This is a genomic window from Sphingomonas sp. PAMC 26621 (assembly GCF_000251145.1).
Lineage (GTDB): Bacteria > Pseudomonadota > Alphaproteobacteria > Sphingomonadales > Sphingomonadaceae > Sphingomonas.
Map to the genome: position 1 here is coordinate 96408 of NZ_AIDW01000009.1, position 15699 is coordinate 112106.

The 15699-nt window shown below is 67.2% G+C and carries 13 protein-coding genes; 11 read left to right on the forward strand and 2 right to left on the reverse strand.

Annotated elements, in window-relative coordinates; all coding sequences use genetic code 11:
* Positions 1-186: 186 nt before the first annotated feature.
* Positions 187-1371 carry a DUF2332 family protein gene (locus RI03_RS04170; RefSeq protein ID WP_010215434.1) on the reverse strand — a complete coding sequence of 395 codons (1185 nt, stop codon included), beginning with the start codon at positions 1369-1371 and terminating at the stop codon, positions 187-189.
* On the opposite strand from RI03_RS04170, the gene hisG reads away from it, so the two are divergent.
* The 4 genes from hisG (at position 1372) to RI03_RS22590 (ending at position 4320) form a co-directional block, all read left to right on the forward strand.
* Positions 1372-2034: an ATP phosphoribosyltransferase gene (hisG, locus tag RI03_RS04175; RefSeq protein ID WP_010215436.1), complete on the forward strand. Its 663-nt coding sequence runs from the start codon at positions 1372-1374 to the stop codon at positions 2032-2034. It abuts the gene before it with no gap.
* Positions 2035-2224: 190 nt separating this feature from the next.
* Positions 2225-3508, forward strand: coding sequence for a histidinol dehydrogenase (hisD, locus tag RI03_RS04180; RefSeq protein ID WP_010215438.1), 1284 nt, complete (start codon positions 2225-2227; stop codon positions 3506-3508).
* A gap of 162 nt (positions 3509-3670) precedes the next feature.
* Entirely contained in the window at positions 3671-4141 is a 471-nt protein-coding gene (gene nusB, locus RI03_RS04185) for a transcription antitermination factor NusB (protein WP_010215439.1), read from the forward strand.
* Between the two features lie 2 nt (positions 4142-4143).
* Positions 4144-4320 carry a DUF4169 family protein gene (locus tag RI03_RS22590; RefSeq protein WP_010215440.1) on the forward strand — a complete coding sequence of 59 codons (177 nt, stop codon included), beginning with the start codon at positions 4144-4146 and terminating at the stop codon, positions 4318-4320.
* A gap of 24 nt (positions 4321-4344) precedes the next feature.
* Here the strand turns inward: RI03_RS22590 and RI03_RS04190 are convergent, their stop codons facing one another.
* Complete coding sequence (locus RI03_RS04190) at positions 4345-5127, reverse strand: helix-turn-helix domain-containing protein (RefSeq protein ID WP_010215441.1); 783 nt, start codon at positions 5125-5127, stop codon at positions 4345-4347.
* A gap of 86 nt (positions 5128-5213) precedes the next feature.
* Here RI03_RS04190 and RI03_RS04195 point away from each other — a divergent pair, with 86 nt between their 5' ends.
* The 7 genes from RI03_RS04195 (at position 5214) to RI03_RS04225 (ending at position 15626) form a co-directional block, all read left to right on the forward strand.
* Complete coding sequence (locus RI03_RS04195; RefSeq protein ID WP_010215443.1) at positions 5214-6269, forward strand: thiamine-phosphate kinase; 1056 nt, start codon at positions 5214-5216, stop codon at positions 6267-6269.
* A 109-nt stretch (positions 6270-6378) separates the two neighbouring features.
* Positions 6379-8529: a sodium-translocating pyrophosphatase gene (locus tag RI03_RS04200; RefSeq protein WP_026046436.1), complete on the forward strand. Its 2151-nt coding sequence runs from the start codon at positions 6379-6381 to the stop codon at positions 8527-8529.
* A 220-nt stretch (positions 8530-8749) separates the two neighbouring features.
* Positions 8750-9532 carry an enoyl-CoA hydratase-related protein gene (locus RI03_RS04205; protein ID WP_010215445.1) on the forward strand — a complete coding sequence of 261 codons (783 nt, stop codon included), beginning with the start codon at positions 8750-8752 and terminating at the stop codon, positions 9530-9532.
* Complete coding sequence (gene scpA / locus RI03_RS04210; RefSeq protein ID WP_010215447.1) at positions 9532-11946, forward strand: methylmalonyl-CoA mutase; 2415 nt, start codon at positions 9532-9534, stop codon at positions 11944-11946. Before RI03_RS04205 ends, scpA begins: the two co-directional genes overlap by 1 nt.
* Before the next feature lie 116 nt (positions 11947-12062).
* Positions 12063-13097, forward strand: coding sequence for a biotin synthase BioB (gene bioB / locus RI03_RS04215; RefSeq protein ID WP_010215450.1), 1035 nt, complete (start codon positions 12063-12065; stop codon positions 13095-13097).
* Complete coding sequence (locus RI03_RS04220; RefSeq protein ID WP_010215452.1) at positions 13088-13450, forward strand: lysozyme inhibitor LprI family protein; 363 nt, start codon at positions 13088-13090, stop codon at positions 13448-13450. The genes bioB and RI03_RS04220 overlap by 10 nt, the downstream gene beginning before the upstream one ends.
* A 52-nt stretch (positions 13451-13502) precedes the next feature.
* A complete protein-coding gene (locus RI03_RS04225) occupies positions 13503-15626 on the forward strand; it encodes an acetyl-CoA carboxylase biotin carboxylase subunit (protein ID WP_010215453.1) in 2124 nt (707 codons plus the stop codon).
* The last annotated feature ends 73 nt before the right edge of the window (positions 15627-15699 follow it).

The window sequence follows — 15699 nt, forward strand, 5'->3', positions numbered from 1 at the left end:
GCGAAGGTTTTTGTTACCGCGCGCGGCGCTCTCTTGCCGCTGTTTCGCGACTGGGCCCCGGCCTTCGCCGGGGAAGAAGGTAGAAGGAAGAAGGGGGAAGCGAGAAGGGGGAAGGAAGAAGGAAGAAGGAAGAAGGGGGAAGCGAGAAGGGGGAAGGAAGAAGGAAGAAGGAAGAAGGGGGAAGGCTCAAACCGCCACCTTCGCAGCCTCCGGCAGCGCCACCAGCGGCGCATCTCCGCTCCCCCCGGCGGTATCCACCCAGGCCCCGTGCGCGTGCGCGGTGGCGAGCGTCTCCCACGCACCGTCCCCCGGCCAGCTTCGCGCGCGGATATTCTGGTGCCCGACCGAACGGTCCGGCTCCATCATCACCCAGCCGAGCGGGCGTTCCGCCGTCGCGCGGGCGCCCGCCGCCTGCATCGCCGCCCGGATTCGCGCCGCGACCGGCTCCGGAAGATATTGCCATACGACCGAGTGCATCAGCACCCGCGTCACCCCCGCCGCCTGCGGTTCGGCCAGTCGCGCCTCGACCCAGTCGGCGGCATCCGCCTGGACCAGATCGACGCCGCGCTCGCCAAGCATCGCGATCGCGGTCCGCACGCGCGCGAGCCGTTCGGGCGTGTCAGGCCAGACATAGGCCGAGAGCCGCGCGGCGACCGCCGGATCGGTCGCGTCGATCGGGTTGATGTCGCAGCCGCGCACCGAAACGATATCGAGCGACGCGGACGGGGCAGGGGGGCCTTTCCACTCGGGGCGGATCGTCACGGGCGAGTCCGCCGGGCCATAGCAGGTGCCGCCGAGATCGAAGCGATAGCGGTCGATCAGAAGGTTGAGGCCAGCGCTCGACCCGATCTCGAGCAGTTCGATCCGCGGCCCGTGGCGCTGCGCGAGCGCGATCAGCCCGAGGATCAGCGCGCCCGAGCGGCCCGGCTCGTTGGTCTGCGGCGGCCCGTCGAGCCACGGCAGCAACGCCGCAGCATGGTCCGCAAACACGCGTTCGAGCGTCGCGCCGATCTCCGCCGGGTCTGTCATGCGCCCCGCATACACCTCCGCCAGCCCGGCATCCTGCCCCGCCAGAACCAGCGCATGCAGCCCGCCGAACAGCCGCAAGGGCAGGGCATCGCGCGTCGGTTCGCCCGGCCAGTCGAGCACGCGCGCGCCGATCACGCTGTCCCGCGTCACGCCTGCCGCCACCGCCGCGCACATCCGCGCATAGATCGGCGCGGCGTTGCGCTCACAATAATGCTGCTGGATCAGGAAGGCGCGCGGTTGGTCTGTTCGTCGGCCATTGAACCAATCCTTTTTGCGCAGCGTTTGGTGCTCTCTCGGGCGTTGTTGCGCCCACCCCCCCGCCCAAGTAAAGCCCCGACCCATATGGCCGATCCGATCATCATCGCCGTCCCCAAGGGGCGAATCCTGTCCGAAGCGGTTCCCTTGCTGGAACGCGCTGGAATCGTTCCCGAAGCCGCGTTCAGCGACCCGGATTCGCGCGCGTTGCGCTTCACCACCAACAATCCCGGGATCGACCTGATCCGCGTTCGCGCGTTCGACGTCGCGACCTTCGTCGCGCATGGCGCGGCGCAATTGGGCATCGTCGGGTCGGACGTGCTGGCGGAGTTCGATTATTCCGAACTGTACGCGCCGGTCGATCTTGGGATCGGGCATTGCCGCCTGTCGGTCGCCGAACCTGCCGATCTGGCGGCGCATGACGACCCGCGCGGGTGGAGCCATGTGCGAATCGCGACCAAATATCCGCATGTCACCGAAGCGCATTTCGCGGCGCGTGGCGTGTCGGCTGAGTGCGTCAAATTGAACGGGGCGATGGAGCTGGCACCGTTGCTGGGGCTCGCGCCGCGGATCGTCGATCTGGTGTCTTCGGGGCGGACGCTCAAGGAGAACGGGTTGGTCGAGGTCGAGGTGATCTGCGAGGTCACCAGCCGCCTGATCGTCAACCGCGCCGCGTTCAAGACGCGCGCGCAAATCGTGCCGCTGGTCGAGGCGTTCCGCCGCGCGGTTTCGCAGGAGATGGCGGCGTGAGTGTGTTTCTAAACCTAAAGCCCCTCTCCTTCAGGGGAGGGGTTGGGGTGGGGCTGTCCAGCAGCGCCAACGTCTCTGCGAGGCACTTCCCCACCCCCAGCCCAGTGTCAGGTCGGTCAGGCCCCCGGCCTGACCTGAATAGCCCGGGGGGCTATTCACCTGACACTCCTGAAGGGGAGGGGAGCGAGATATGATCCGTCTCTCAACCTCCGAACCCGGGTTCGAGCGCGCGTTCGAAACCCTCGTCAACGCCCGCCGCGAGGCGGACGCCGATGTCGCGCGCGACGTCCGCACGATCGTGTCGAGCGTCCGCGACGAGGGCGATGCCGCGCTCCACGCCTTCACGCGCAAGTTCGATCACCACGATCTCAACGAGACCGGCTGGCGGATCGAGCGCGCCGAATGGCGCGCCGCCTATGAAGCGCTGATGCCAGAATTGCGCGACGCGCTCGATCTCGCGGCGGCGCGAATTCGGACCTATCACGAGAAGCAGAAGCCCGCCGACAGCGACACGATCGACGATGCGGGCGTCCGGCTCGGCGCGCGGTGGAATGCGGTTGCGGCGGCGGGGCTGTATGTCCCCGGCGGGCGCGCGGCCTATCCCTCTTCGGTGCTGATGAACGCGATTCCTGCCAAGGTCGCTGGCGTCGACCGGCTGGTGATGGTGACGCCGACCCCCAATGGCGAGGTCAACCCGCTGGTGCTCGCCGCTGCGCATGTCGCCGGCGTCGACGAGATGTGGCGGATCGGCGGCGCGCAGGCGGTGGCCGCGCTTGCCTATGGCACCGGGCGGATCGGCGCGGTGGATGTCGTGACGGGGCCGGGCAACGCCTGGGTCGCCGAGGCCAAGCGGCAATTGTACGGTGTGGTCGGGATCGACATGGTCGCGGGGCCATCCGAGATCGTCGTCGTGGCCGACGGCAAGAACCGGGCGGACTGGATCGCCGCCGACCTGTTGTCGCAGAGCGAGCATGACCCAACCAGCCAGTCGATCCTGTTCACCGACGACGCCGCCTTCGCGCGCGCGGTGGCGGAGGAGGTGGATCTGCAGATCGGCACGCTTTCGACCGCCAAGGTCGCGCGCGCGGCGTGGGACGCGAATGGCGCGATCATCGTGACCGCAAGCCTCGAGGAATCGCTGCCACTGGTCGACCGTCTCGCGCCCGAGCATCTCGAACTGGCGTGCGACGATCCGCAGGCGTTGTTCGACCGGGTGCGGCATGCCGGGTCGGTGTTCCTGGGGCGGCATACGCCCGAGGCGATCGGCGATTATGTCGCTGGGCCGAACCATGTGTTGCCGACCGGACGGCGGGCACGGTTCTCGAGCGGGTTGTCGGTGCTCGACTTCATGAAACGGACGAGCTTCCTGGAGCTTGGCGCGCAGGGGTTGGCGGCGATCGGGCCGGCGGCGGTGGCCCTGGCGGAGGCCGAGGGGTTGCCGGCGCATGCAAGGTCGGTGGCGTTGCGGCTCTAACCTCTTAGCCCCTCCCCTTCAGGGGAGGGGTTGGGGGTGGGGCAGTGCCTCGCAGAGATCGAAGTTCTACGGGACTTCCCCACCCCAACCCCTCCCCTGAAGGGGAGGGGCTTAGGTTGCGCCCGCTTCCCGTACGCGGCTTTTTCCCTTAAGGGCCGCGCAATGTCTTCTCATTCCACTCCCCGCACCGCCCCGCGCTCCAAGGCGCGCGCCGCCGCGCGTCTCGCCGCCGTCCAGGCGCTGTACCAGCACGACATGGAAGCCACCGCGATCCCGGTGCTGCTCCACGAATTCCACAACCACCGCCTCGGTGCGACGATCGAGGATGCCGAATATGCCGAGCCCGAGGTCGATTTCTTCGACGACGTCGTGAAGGGCACGACCGCGCGCCTGTCCGAGATCGACACCGCGATCGCGGGCAAGCTCGCGAAGGGGTGGAACCTAACGCGGCTCGACAAGGCGATGCGCGCGATCCTGCGGGCAGGCACCTATGAGCTGATGGCGCGCGCAGACGTGCCAACGGCTGCGGTCATCACCGAATATGTCGACGTCGCGCACGCCTTCTTCGACAGGCGGGAAGCTGGCTTCGTCAACGGGCTGCTCGACGCGATCGCCAAGGACGTGCGCGGCTGAGCATGGCGGAGGTCATCAACCTCCGCCGCGCCCGCAAGGCCCGCGCGCGTGACGCCGCCACCGAGGGGGCTGCCGCCAATCGCGCGGCGTTCGGGCGGACGAAGGCCGAACGCGCTGCCGCAACCGCCGATGCCGAACGGCAGGCGCGACTGCTCGACGGCGCGAAGCGCGAGGACTGAGCCCGAAGGCTCGACCGGGACGGCTTATCCCACCGTCACCCCCACGACGCGCCACGCGCCGCCTTCCTGGACGAGCGTCACCGTCTCGACCGCCCCGGCCTTGTTGGCGAAGTTCGTCCGGAACTTCACCACCTCATAGCCGGCGGGGGGCGCGGGCAGATATTGCTGGCTGTCGAAGCCGCGCGACACCACCGCGCCAAGGGGGACCCGCGCTCTGTTTGACGCTGCCGTCCAGGCCTGGACGGTGTTGAGCTTGCGGAACGCGCGACCGGTCAGGCGATAGCTTTCCGCCCAGCGGAATTGATCGAGCAGCGCGAGCCACTGCCGCGCGGTGTCGACCACCGCCGCATCCGGCGTTTCGCTGGAGGCGGCTGGCGACGGCGGTGTGGTCGGGGCGGTTTGCGGTACGGCGGCAAGGGCCAGCAGCGCGAGCGCGAGTGTCATGGACAGGACTCCGACGATAAGGGCGGGGCGGCGGTGCGCCGGCCCGACGCCACTGCTGGGCGCACCGTCCTGATCGGTCGGCGCGCGTGGCGCGTCTTCCCCGATTCCCGCGTCCACAGGGAATTCGGGGGGCGGCGGCGCGAGCGCATCGCCCTCCGCCTCGAACAGGATGCGCGCGGCCTCGCGGCTGCTCGACACCGCCATCTTGCGGCGTGCATCGCGCAGGCGTTCGTTGATCGTGTGGACCGACAGGTTGAGGCTGCGCGCAGTGGATTTCGCATCGTGTCCGCGCACGATCAGACGGAGGGTCTGCTTCTCCTTTTCGGTCAGCGTTCCGATTCCGTCTCGTGCGGTCATGGTCATGGCGACGACCCTAGTTGCGGGGCGTGGCGCGACTACCCCGAAAAATTCGTACCTTTTGGGCTGTCACTCCCGCTAGACCCCAGCGCATGACCGAAGCCGAATTCCTCGTCGCGCTGCGCCGCCTCCCGCTCCATCCCGGCGCGCTCGACCTGCGCGACGATGCGGCGCGGCTGGGGGATCTGGTGCTTACCACCGATACGCTGGTGGAGGGGGTGCATTATCTTTCCGGTGATCCGGCGGGGGACGTGGCGTGGAAGCTGGTGGCGACCAATTTGTCGGATCTGGCGGCCAAGGGCGCGGTGCCGGTGGGGGTGATGCTCAACTACCCGTTGCGGGCGATACCGGCTTCTTCTTGCTTTGCTTCCCCGGCGAAGGCCGGGGCCCAGTCGCGGGCCGACCATGGCGGAGGGCAGTCAGACGTTACCATGGCTACCTCGACTGGGCCCCGGCCTGCGCCGGGGAAGCGAGAAGGGGGGGAGCAAGAAGGGGGGCGTGAGGATTGGGACTTCGCGTTTCTCGAAGGCTTCGGACACGCGCTGACCACCTTCTGTGCCCCGCTGCTCGGCGGCGACACCGTATCGCTTCCGGCGCATGCCCCTCGCGTCATTACGCTCACCGCCATCGGCCGGAGCGCGACCGCACCGATCCGCACCGGCGCGCGGGCGGGCGATGCGCTTTACGTGACCGGCACGATCGGGGATGCGGGCGCAGGACTGAAGATCGCGCGGGGGCAAACAGGCCCCGTCGAATTGCTCGCTGCCTATCGCCGACCGCAGCCGCGTCTCGTCGAGGGGCGCGCGCTGGGCAGTGTCGTCAGCGCGATGATGGACGTGTCCGACGGGCTGCTGATCGATGCGCAGCGGATGGCGGCGGCGAGCGGGCTTTCCGTCACGGTCGACCTGGCCGACGTTCCACTGTCTGACGCGTATCGCACCTGCGCGGGTGACGATCGCGCAGCGCGGCTTACAGCAGCGACGGCGGGGGACGATTACCAGCTCCTGTTCGCCGCCGCGCCCGACGTCGCTTTGCCTTGTGCCGCGACGCGCGTTGGCCGGTTTTCAGCGGGGACCGGGCTGATTCTGGTCTACGCGGGTGAAGCCGTTCCGCTCCCCGGCAATCTGGGGTTCCAGCACAACCAATAAGCCCCGGGCGCGCCTGCTTGCCAACCCATCCTCCGCCTGTAGGATGACGCCCAAGAGCGGGGACGAGACCGCGGTCGCGATCCTTGCCGGACTTCAGGAAAGGAACAGCATGACGATCGTCTATGCCGCCATCATCTGTGGCCTGATCGCCGTCGCCTACGGCGCGATCACCAGCCAGCAGGTTCTCCGAGCGCCCGCGGGCAACGCAAAGATGCAGGATATCGCCGCCGCGATCCAGGAGGGGGCAAAGGCGTATCTCGGGCGGCAATATCGCACGATCGCGGTGGTCGGCGTCATCGTCCTGCTGCTGGTCTGGGTCTTCCTCGACGGGATGCGCACGCCTGTCTCCGCGCTGAGCTTCGCGCTGGGTGCGGTGCTGTCGGGCGTGGCGGGATATGTCGGCATGAACATCTCGGTCCGCGCCAACGTGCGGACTGCCGAGGCCGCGCGGACGTCGCTGCAAGGCGGGCTGACGATGGCGTTCCGGTCGGGTGCGGTGACGGGGTTGCTCGTCGCGGGGCTTGGGTTGCTGTCGATCTCGGGGACGTTCCTGTATCTCGCGGGGCCGAACGGTGCCGATGCGGGCGCGCCGGTGGTGGTCAAGGCGCTGACCGCGCTGGCGTTCGGCGCGTCGCTCATCTCGATCTTCGCGCGGTTGGGTGGCGGCATCTTCACCAAGGCGGCGGACGTCGGCGCGGATCTGGTCGGCAAGGTCGAGGCGGGAATCCCCGAAGACGACCCGCGCAATCCTGCGACCATTGCCGATAACGTTGGCGACAATGTCGGCGACTGCGCAGGGATGGCGGCGGATCTGTTCGAGACCTATGTCGTGACGATCGGCGTGACGATGATCTCGGTCGCGCTCGCGCTAAAGAATGCGGATCATCTGCTCAACGTGATGACGCTGCCGCTGATCGTCGGCGGGGTGTGCATCCTGACGTCGATCGTCGGGACGTACGCGGTACGGCTCGGCAAGGGCACGATCATGGGTGCGCTGTACAAGGGGTTCTGGCTGAGCGTCGGGCTGTCGATCCCGGCGATCTATGTCGTCACGCGCTACACGCTTGGCGACATGGATGCGCGGATCGGGGGCAATGCGTTTCTGGATGGCGCGAGCCCCGAGGCGATCGCGGGTGTGGCCGCCGCGAGCTTTACTGGCATGCAATTGTTCTGGTGCATGATGATCGGGCTGGCGGTCACTGGCCTGCTGGTGTGGATCACCGAATATTACACCGGCACCAACTTCCGCCCGGTCCGCTCGATCGCCAAGGCGTCCGAGACGGGGCACGGCACCAACGTGATCCAGGGGCTCGCGATCAGCCTCGAATCGACCGCGTTGCCGACGCTGGTGATCGTCGTCGCGGTGATCGCGGCGTATCAATTGGCGGGGGTGATCGGGATCGCGTTCGCCGCGACCGCGATGCTCGCGCAGGCCGGGATGGTCGTCGCGCTCGACGCGTACGGGCCGGTCACCGACAATGCGGGGGGCATCGCCGAGATGGCGGGGCTGCCCGATGACGTGCGGCATCGCACCGATGCGCTGGACGCGGTCGGCAACACCACCAAGGCGGTGACCAAAGGGTATGCGATCGGCTCGGCGGCGCTGGCGGCACTGGTGCTGTTCAACGCCTATACGTCCGATCTGGCGCGGGATTTCCCGACGCTGACGGTCAATTTTGCATTGTCCAACCCCTACGTCATTGTCGGTCTGCTGCTTGGCGCGTTGCTGCCCTATCTGTTCGGCGCGATGGGGATGACCGCGGTCGGCCGTGCGGCGGGCGCGGTGGTCGAGGAAGTCCGCGCGCAGTTCCGTGAAAATCCGGGGATCATGCTTGGCACCAGCCGGCCGGATTATGCGCGAACGGTCGACCTCGTGACGCGCGCGGCGATCCGCGAGATGATCGTGCCGTCGCTGCTGCCGGTGCTGTCGCCGATCCTCGTCTATTTCGTGATTACCTTCGTCGCGGGGCAGGCCGAGGGGTTTGCCGCGCTGGGCGCGATGTTGCTCGGGGTGATCGTGTCGGGGTTGTTCGTCGCGATCTCGATGACGTCGGGCGGCGGCGCGTGGGACAATGCTAAGAAGTTCATCGAGGATGGCAATTACGGCGGCAAGGGGTCGGAGGCGCACAAGGCCGCGGTGACGGGGGATACGGTGGGGGATCCGTACAAGGATACCGCGGGGCCGGCGGTGAATCCGATGATCAAGATCACGAACATCGTCGCGCTGCTGTTGCTCGCGGCGCTGGCGGCGGCGGGGTGAGGTGTGGGGCTCCATACTCCCCCATCCGTCATCCCCGCGGAGGCGGGGATCCATTAGGGCTGGCCTTGCCATTCGCCTCGAACGTTCAAGATAATGGATTCCCGCCTTCGCGGGAATGACGGGGAGTGGGGGAGGTACCCGCCTTCTTCGACCGCTGGACTGGGGCGAACAAGCCCCCGCCTTACGCTACCACCGACAGCATGTTTCCAAGGACCAAGTGATGCCCGACCCCATGATCCAGACCGAACGGCGCGGCGACGTGCTGATCGTCACGCTCAACCGCCCCGACCGGCTCAACGCCGCCCCGCCGCAGATGTTCGACGACCTCCGAACCGCGCTTTCCGAACTCGACGGCGCCCGCGCAGTGCTGATTGCTGCGGCTGGCCGAGGCTTCTGTTCGGGCGCTGACGTCGGCGGCGGTGCGCTCGGCAGCGACGATCCCGGCAACAGCACCTTCAAGGCGCTGACCGAAGCCTATAACCCGACGATCGCCGCGATCGCCGACCTGTCCGTACCCGTCGTCAGCGCGGTGCGCGGGCCAGCCGCCGGGATCGGCTGCAGCCTCGCGCTCGCCGCCGATTTCTGTGTCGCGAGCGACACCGCTTATTTCCTCCAGGCGTTCGTCAACATCGGGCTCGTTCCCGATGGCGGCGCGTCGTGGATGCTCCCGCGCCTCATCGGCCGTGCGCGCGCGACCGAGATGATGCTGCTCGGCGAGCGCGTTCCCGCCGCAAAGGCGCTCGACTGGGGGATGATCCACAAGGTCACGTCCGACGATTCGCTCGATGCGGAAGCGGTCGTATTGGCGGAACGCCTCGCCGCTGGCCCGACCGTCGCGATGGGGTTGATTCGTCGCCAGATCCGGCATGCGTATGAAGCCGATTACGCCGCGGCGATGGTGCAGGAGGCCGAAAACCAGCGCCACGTCCGGGGCACCGCCGATTCGATGGAAGGCGGCATGGCCTTCTTGCAGAAACGAAAGCCACGGTTCACAGGCACCTGATGGCAGAGATTGAAACGAATACGGGTGAGGACGCCGGCAGCACGCCGGCCCCGCGCGATCTTCCCGAGCCGAGCAAGCGCCCGACGCTCGACGCCTGGGCAGCAGCGGCGGCGAAGGAGGTCAAGGGCAAGGACCTGACCTGGCACACGCCCGAAGGGATCGACGTCAAGCCGCTCTATACGGCAGCGGACGTGGCGGACATCGACCCCGGCCTCCCCGGTTTCGCGCCGTTCACACGCGGCGTCCGTGCCTCGATGTACGCGGGGCGGCCGTGGACGATCCGGCAGTACGCCGGTTTCTCCACCGCGGAAGCGTCCAACGCCTTTTATCGCCGCAACCTTGCTGCCGGGCAGAAGGGCCTGTCGGTCGCGTTCGATCTGGCGACGCATCGCGGGTATGACAGCGACCATCCGCGCGTGACCGGCGACGTCGGCAAGGCGGGGGTCGCGATCGACACGATCGACGACATGAAGATCCTGTTCGACGGGATCCCGCTCGACAAGATGTCGGTCAGCATGACGATGAACGGCGCGGTGATCCCGATCCTCGCCTTTTTCATCGTCGCGGGCGAGGAGCAGGGCGTGCCGCAGCATCTGCTCGACGGGACCATCCAGAACGACATCCTCAAGGAGTTCATGGTCCGCAACACGTATATCTACCCGCCAGCGCCGAGCATGCGGATCATCTCGGACATCATCGGGTATACGTCGGCGCACATGCCGAAGTTCAACAGCATCTCGATCTCTGGCTATCACATGCAGGAAGCGGGGGCGACGCAGCTGCAGGAGCTGGCGTTCACGATCGCGGACGGGCGGGAGTACGCCAAGGCGGCGATGGCCTCCGGGCTCGATCTCGATGCGTTCGCCGGTCGGCTGAGCTTCTTTTTCGCGATCGGCATGAACTTCTTCATGGAAATCGCCAAGCTGCGCGCCGCGCGCAAGCTGTGGCACCGCGTGATGACCGATCTCGGCGCGAAGGACGAACGCTCCAAGATGTTGCGGACGCATTGCCAGACGAGCGGCGTGTCGCTGACCGAGCAGGACCCGTATAACAATGTGATCCGCACAACCGTCGAGGCGATGGCGGCGATGCTGGGGGGCACGCAAAGTCTCCACACCAACGCGCTCGACGAGGCGATCGCGCTGCCGACCGACTTCTCGGCACGGATCGCGCGCAACACGCAGATCGTGCTGCAGGAAGAGACGGGGATGACCAAGGTCGTCGATCCGCTCGGCGGCTCATACTACATCGAGAGCCTGACCGAGGAGCTGGTCGACAAGGCGTGGGAGATCATCCAGCGCGTCGAGGCCGAGGGCGGGATGGCGCAGGCGGTCGCGGCGGGCTGGCCCAAGGCGATGATCGAGGAAGCCTCTGCGGGCCGCGCGGCGCGGGTCGACAAGGGCGAGGACGTCATCGTCGGCGTGAACAAGTACAAGCTCGCCGAGCAGGATCCGATCGATATTCTCGACGTCGACAATGTCGCTGTGCGCGAGGCGCAGATCGCGCGGATTGCCCGGTCCAAGGCCGGGCGTGACGAGGCGAAGTGCCAGGCTGCGCTGGACGCCTTGCGCGAGGGTGCGCGCACCCCTCCCCGGAACGGGGAGGGGGACCGTGAGCATTCAGCGAACGGTGGAGGGGTCGATCCGGGCGCAGCGCGTGCGGTAGAACCCCTCCACCACCCGGCTGAAGAAGCCGGGTGCGCGAGCGAGAATGTGTCCCCCGGACACATTCTTGGCCTGCCGGGGGCAGGCCAAAGCTCGCACACCCCCTCCCCCGTTGGGGGAGGAATGGAAACGAACCTCCTCGCGCTCGCGGTCGAATGTGCGCGGCAGCGCGCGACGCTCGGCGAGATTTCCTCCGCGATGGAGGATGTGTTCGGGCGCTACGATACCGTGCCGACGCCGGTTTCGGGCATCTACGGCGGCGCGCATGAGTTCGACGCAGCGTGGCAGGGTCTGAAGGAAGGCGTCGTCTCGCTCGAGACACGCAATGGCCGCCGCCCGCGGATGCTCGTCGCCAAGATGGGGCAGGACGGGCATGATCGCGGCGCGAACCTCGTGTCGTCGGCGTTCGGCGATCTCGGGTTCGACGTCGTGCCGGGGCCGTTGTTCCAGACGCCGGCCGAAGCCGCCGAGCTGGCGATCAAGAGCGATGTCGACGTGGTCGGTGCATCCTCGCTCGCGGCGGGGCACAAGACGCTGATTCCCGAGCTGATCGGGCATTTGCGCGAGGCCGGGCGTGGCGACATCAAGGTGATCGCGGGCGGGGTGATCCCCGCGCAGGATTACCAGACGCTGCGCGACGCGGGCGTGCAGGGGATTTTCGGGCCCGGGACCAATCTGGTCGAGGCGGCGGGCGAAGTGTTGCGATTACTGGGGCATAATATGCCGCCGGTTGAGGAAGGTGTGGAATGAACGAGATTTTGGCCGAGCAGCAGGATGCCGAGCGTCACTCCCACTCTCAGCGTCACCCTGAACTTGTTTCAGGGTCCACCGTGCCACAAGGGCAGTCCGGGCAAGCGGAGGAGTGGATGCTGAAACAAGTTCAGCATGACGGCAGTGGGGAGGGGCGCGTACGGAACGACTGGACGCGCCAGGAAATCGCCGCGCTGTTCGATCTCCCCTTCGACGAACTGATGTTCCGCGCGCAGACCACGCATCGCGCGCATCATGCCGCGGGCGAGGTCCAGCTGTGCACGCTGCTGTCGATCAAGACCGGCGGCTGCCCTGAGGATTGCGGTTATTGCAACCAGTCCGCGAGCGCCGACACCGAGCTGAAAGCCAGCAAGCTGATGGACGTCCGCGCCGTTCTGCAATCCGCCGCACAGGCGCGCGATGCGGGGTCGCAGCGGTTCTGCATGGGCGCGGCGTGGCGCAACCCCAAGGACAAGGACATGCCCGCGATCATCGAAATGGTGCAGGGCGTCCGCCAGATGGGGATGGAAACCTGCATGACGCTGGGCATGCTTGAGCCGCACCAGGCAAAGCAGCTCGCCGACGCAGGGCTCGATTATTACAACCACAACATCGATACTTCGCCCGAGAAATATGCCGAGGTCATCACCACCCGCACCTTCCAGGATCGGCTCGACACGCTCGAGAACGTCCGGGAAGCGGGGATCAACGTCTGCTGCGGCGGGATCGTCGGGATGGGCGAGACGCGCGGGGATCGCGTCGGCTTCATCCACGCGCTCGCCACGCTGCCGCGGCATCCCGAAAGCGTGCCGGTCAATGCGCTGGTGCCGGTCAAGGGCACGGTGCTCGGCAACATGCTCGCGGATACGCCGCTCGCCAAGATCGACGACATCGAGTTCGTCCGCACCGTCGCGGTCGCGCGCGTGACGATGCCGCTGAGCATGGTGCGGCTGTCGGCGGGGCGCGAGAGCATGTCCGAAGCGACGCAGGCCTTGTGCTTCATGGCAGGCGCGAACTCGATCTTCACCGGCGACAAGCTGCTGACGACGGGCAATGCCGGCGACGACAAGGACGCCGCGTTGATGGCGAAGCTCGGGCTGGTCCCGATGGTTGGAGAAGAACCGATGCGGAAGGAAAAGACGTGCTGCTGATCGCGCTGCTGGTCGCTGCCGCCGCCCCGGTCCAGACCCAGGCGGCGATGAACCAGACCGCCGGGTCGAGCTACGCGCAGGCAGATGCCGCGATGACCGCGCAGTGGAAGCGGACCTATGCCTATATGAAGCGCCGCGACGCGCAGGACACGTCGCGTGGCGGCGGGTTCGGGTTTGCGGGGTCGTTGCTCGAGAGCCAGCGCGCATGGCTCAAGTTCCGCGATACGCAATGCGTGATCGAGGGCGGGCAATATGCGGGCGGGTCGGCGCAGGGCATGACGATCGCGGCATGCCGGACGCGCCTGACGCGGGCGCGCACGACGCAGCTCAAGACGATGATCTGGTACCAGTAACACTCAGTCCGCACCCGGGTCACCGGGAAGACGGCACAAACTAGGGCGAGCGATGTTCAAGAAAATCCTGGTCGCGAACCGCGGCGAAATTGCCTGCCGCGTGATGCGGACCGCCAAGAAGATGGGGATCGCGACGGTCGCGGTCTATTCCGACGCCGACGCGCGCGCGCCGCACGTGCTGATGGCGGACGAAAGCGTCCGGCTCGGGCCGCCACCTGCAGGCGAGAGCTATCTGCTCGCCGACCTGATCCTGCTCGCCGCCAAGGAGACGGGCGCGGACTGTATCCATCCGGGCTACGGCTTCCTGTCCGAGCGCGAGAGCTTTGCGCGCGCCTGCGCCGATGCCGGGATCGCCTTCGTCGGCCCGCCGGCCAAGGCGATCGCCGCGATGGGGGACAAGATCGAGTCCAAGAAATTGGCGAAGGCTGCGGGCGTCAACGTCGTCCCCGGGTTCCTCGGCGAGATCGCCGATACCGAGGAGGCGGTGAAGATCGCGACAGACATCGGCTATCCGGTGATGATGAAGGCGTCGGCCGGCGGCGGCGGCAAGGGGATGCGGCTCGCCTATAGCGAACAGGACGTCCGCGAGGGCTTCGAGGCGACCAAGCGCGAGGGGCTGGCGAGCTTCGGCGACGACCGCGTGTTCATCGAGAAGTTCATCGAATCGCCGCGCCATATCGAAATCCAGGTGATGGGCGACCAGCACGGCGACATTGTCTATCTCGGCGAGCGCGAATGCTCGATCCAGCGCCGCCACCAGAAGGTGGTCGAGGAAGCGCCGTCGCCGTTCGTCACGCCCAAGATGCGGAAAAGCATGGGCGAGCAGGCGGTCGCACTCGCGCGCGCCGTGGGGTATTATTCGGCGGGGACGGTCGAGCTGATCGTCTCGGGCGCGGATACGACGGGGGAGGGGTTCTACTTCCTCGAGATGAATACGCGGTTGCAGGTCGAGCATCCGGTGACCGAGGCGGTGACCGGGCTCGATCTGGTCGAGCTGATGATCCGCGTTGCGGCGGGCGAGGCGCTGCCGTTTGCGCAGGATGACGTGAAACTCAACGGGTGGGCGATCGAGAATCGGGTTTATGCGGAGGATCCGTATCGCGGGTTCCTGCCGAGCACGGGGCGGCTGGTGCGGTATCAGCCGCCGGAGAGTGTGGGCACGCCTTATACTTCGCTTAGCCCCTCTCCCTCGGGGGAGGGGTTGGGGTGGGGCCGTGCAGCGGACTCAGCCGACGTTGCTCTCGGTGAGACTTCCCCCACCCCCAACCCCTCCCCTGAAGGGGAGGGGCTTCAGGAAGCCTACGTCCGTGTCGACGATGGCGTGCGCGAGGGGGGCGAGGTCAGCATCTTCTACGATCCGATGATCGCCAAGCTCATCACCTGGGCGCCGACGCGCGAGGAAGCGATCGACGAGCAGATCGCCGCGCTCGACGCGTTCGAGATCACCGGGCCGGGCAACAACATCGACTTCCTCTCGGCGCTGATGCAGCATCCGCGGTTCCGGTCGGGCAACATCACCACCGGCTTCATCGCCGAGGAATATCCCGACGGCTTCCACGGCGCGCCAGCCTCCGCCGAACTGCTGCGCGACCTGTCCGCAATCGCCGCCTTCGCCGCGACCGCCGAGGCGGATCGTGCGCGCCGGATCGACGGCCAGCTCGGCAAGCGGTTGCGCCCGCCGGCGCAGTGGTCGGTCAAGATCGGCGAAGCGACGCATGTCGTCGACATTTCGACCGATGGCGTCACCGTCGACGGCGACGATCTCGACATCGCGCTGGAATACACGCCGGGCGACCGGATGGTGCACGCGGAGATCGACGACACCGAGCTCAGCGTCAAGATTGTCCGCACGCGCGGCGGCTTCCGCCTCACCACGCGCGGTGCCGCGCACGAGGCGCGCGTTCTCCCCGCGCATGTCGCACCGTTCGCGCAGCATCTCATCGACAAGATCCCGCCCGATCTGTCGAAGTTCCTGCTGTGCCCGATGCCGGGGCTGCTGATGCGGCTCGACGTCGGGGTCGGCGACAAGGTCGAGGCGGGGCAGCCGCTTGCGGTGGTCGAGGCGATGAAGATGGAGAACATCCTGCGCGCCGAAAAGGCGGGAACGGTCAAGGCGGTCAACGCCAAGACCGGCGACAGCCTCGCGGTCGATGCGGTCATTCTCGAAATGGAATAACACGCCAAATCGCCGCCGCGACAGATTGCGACAACAATTCGGTGGACCGCGCCCGGTGTGTTAGCCACATGGG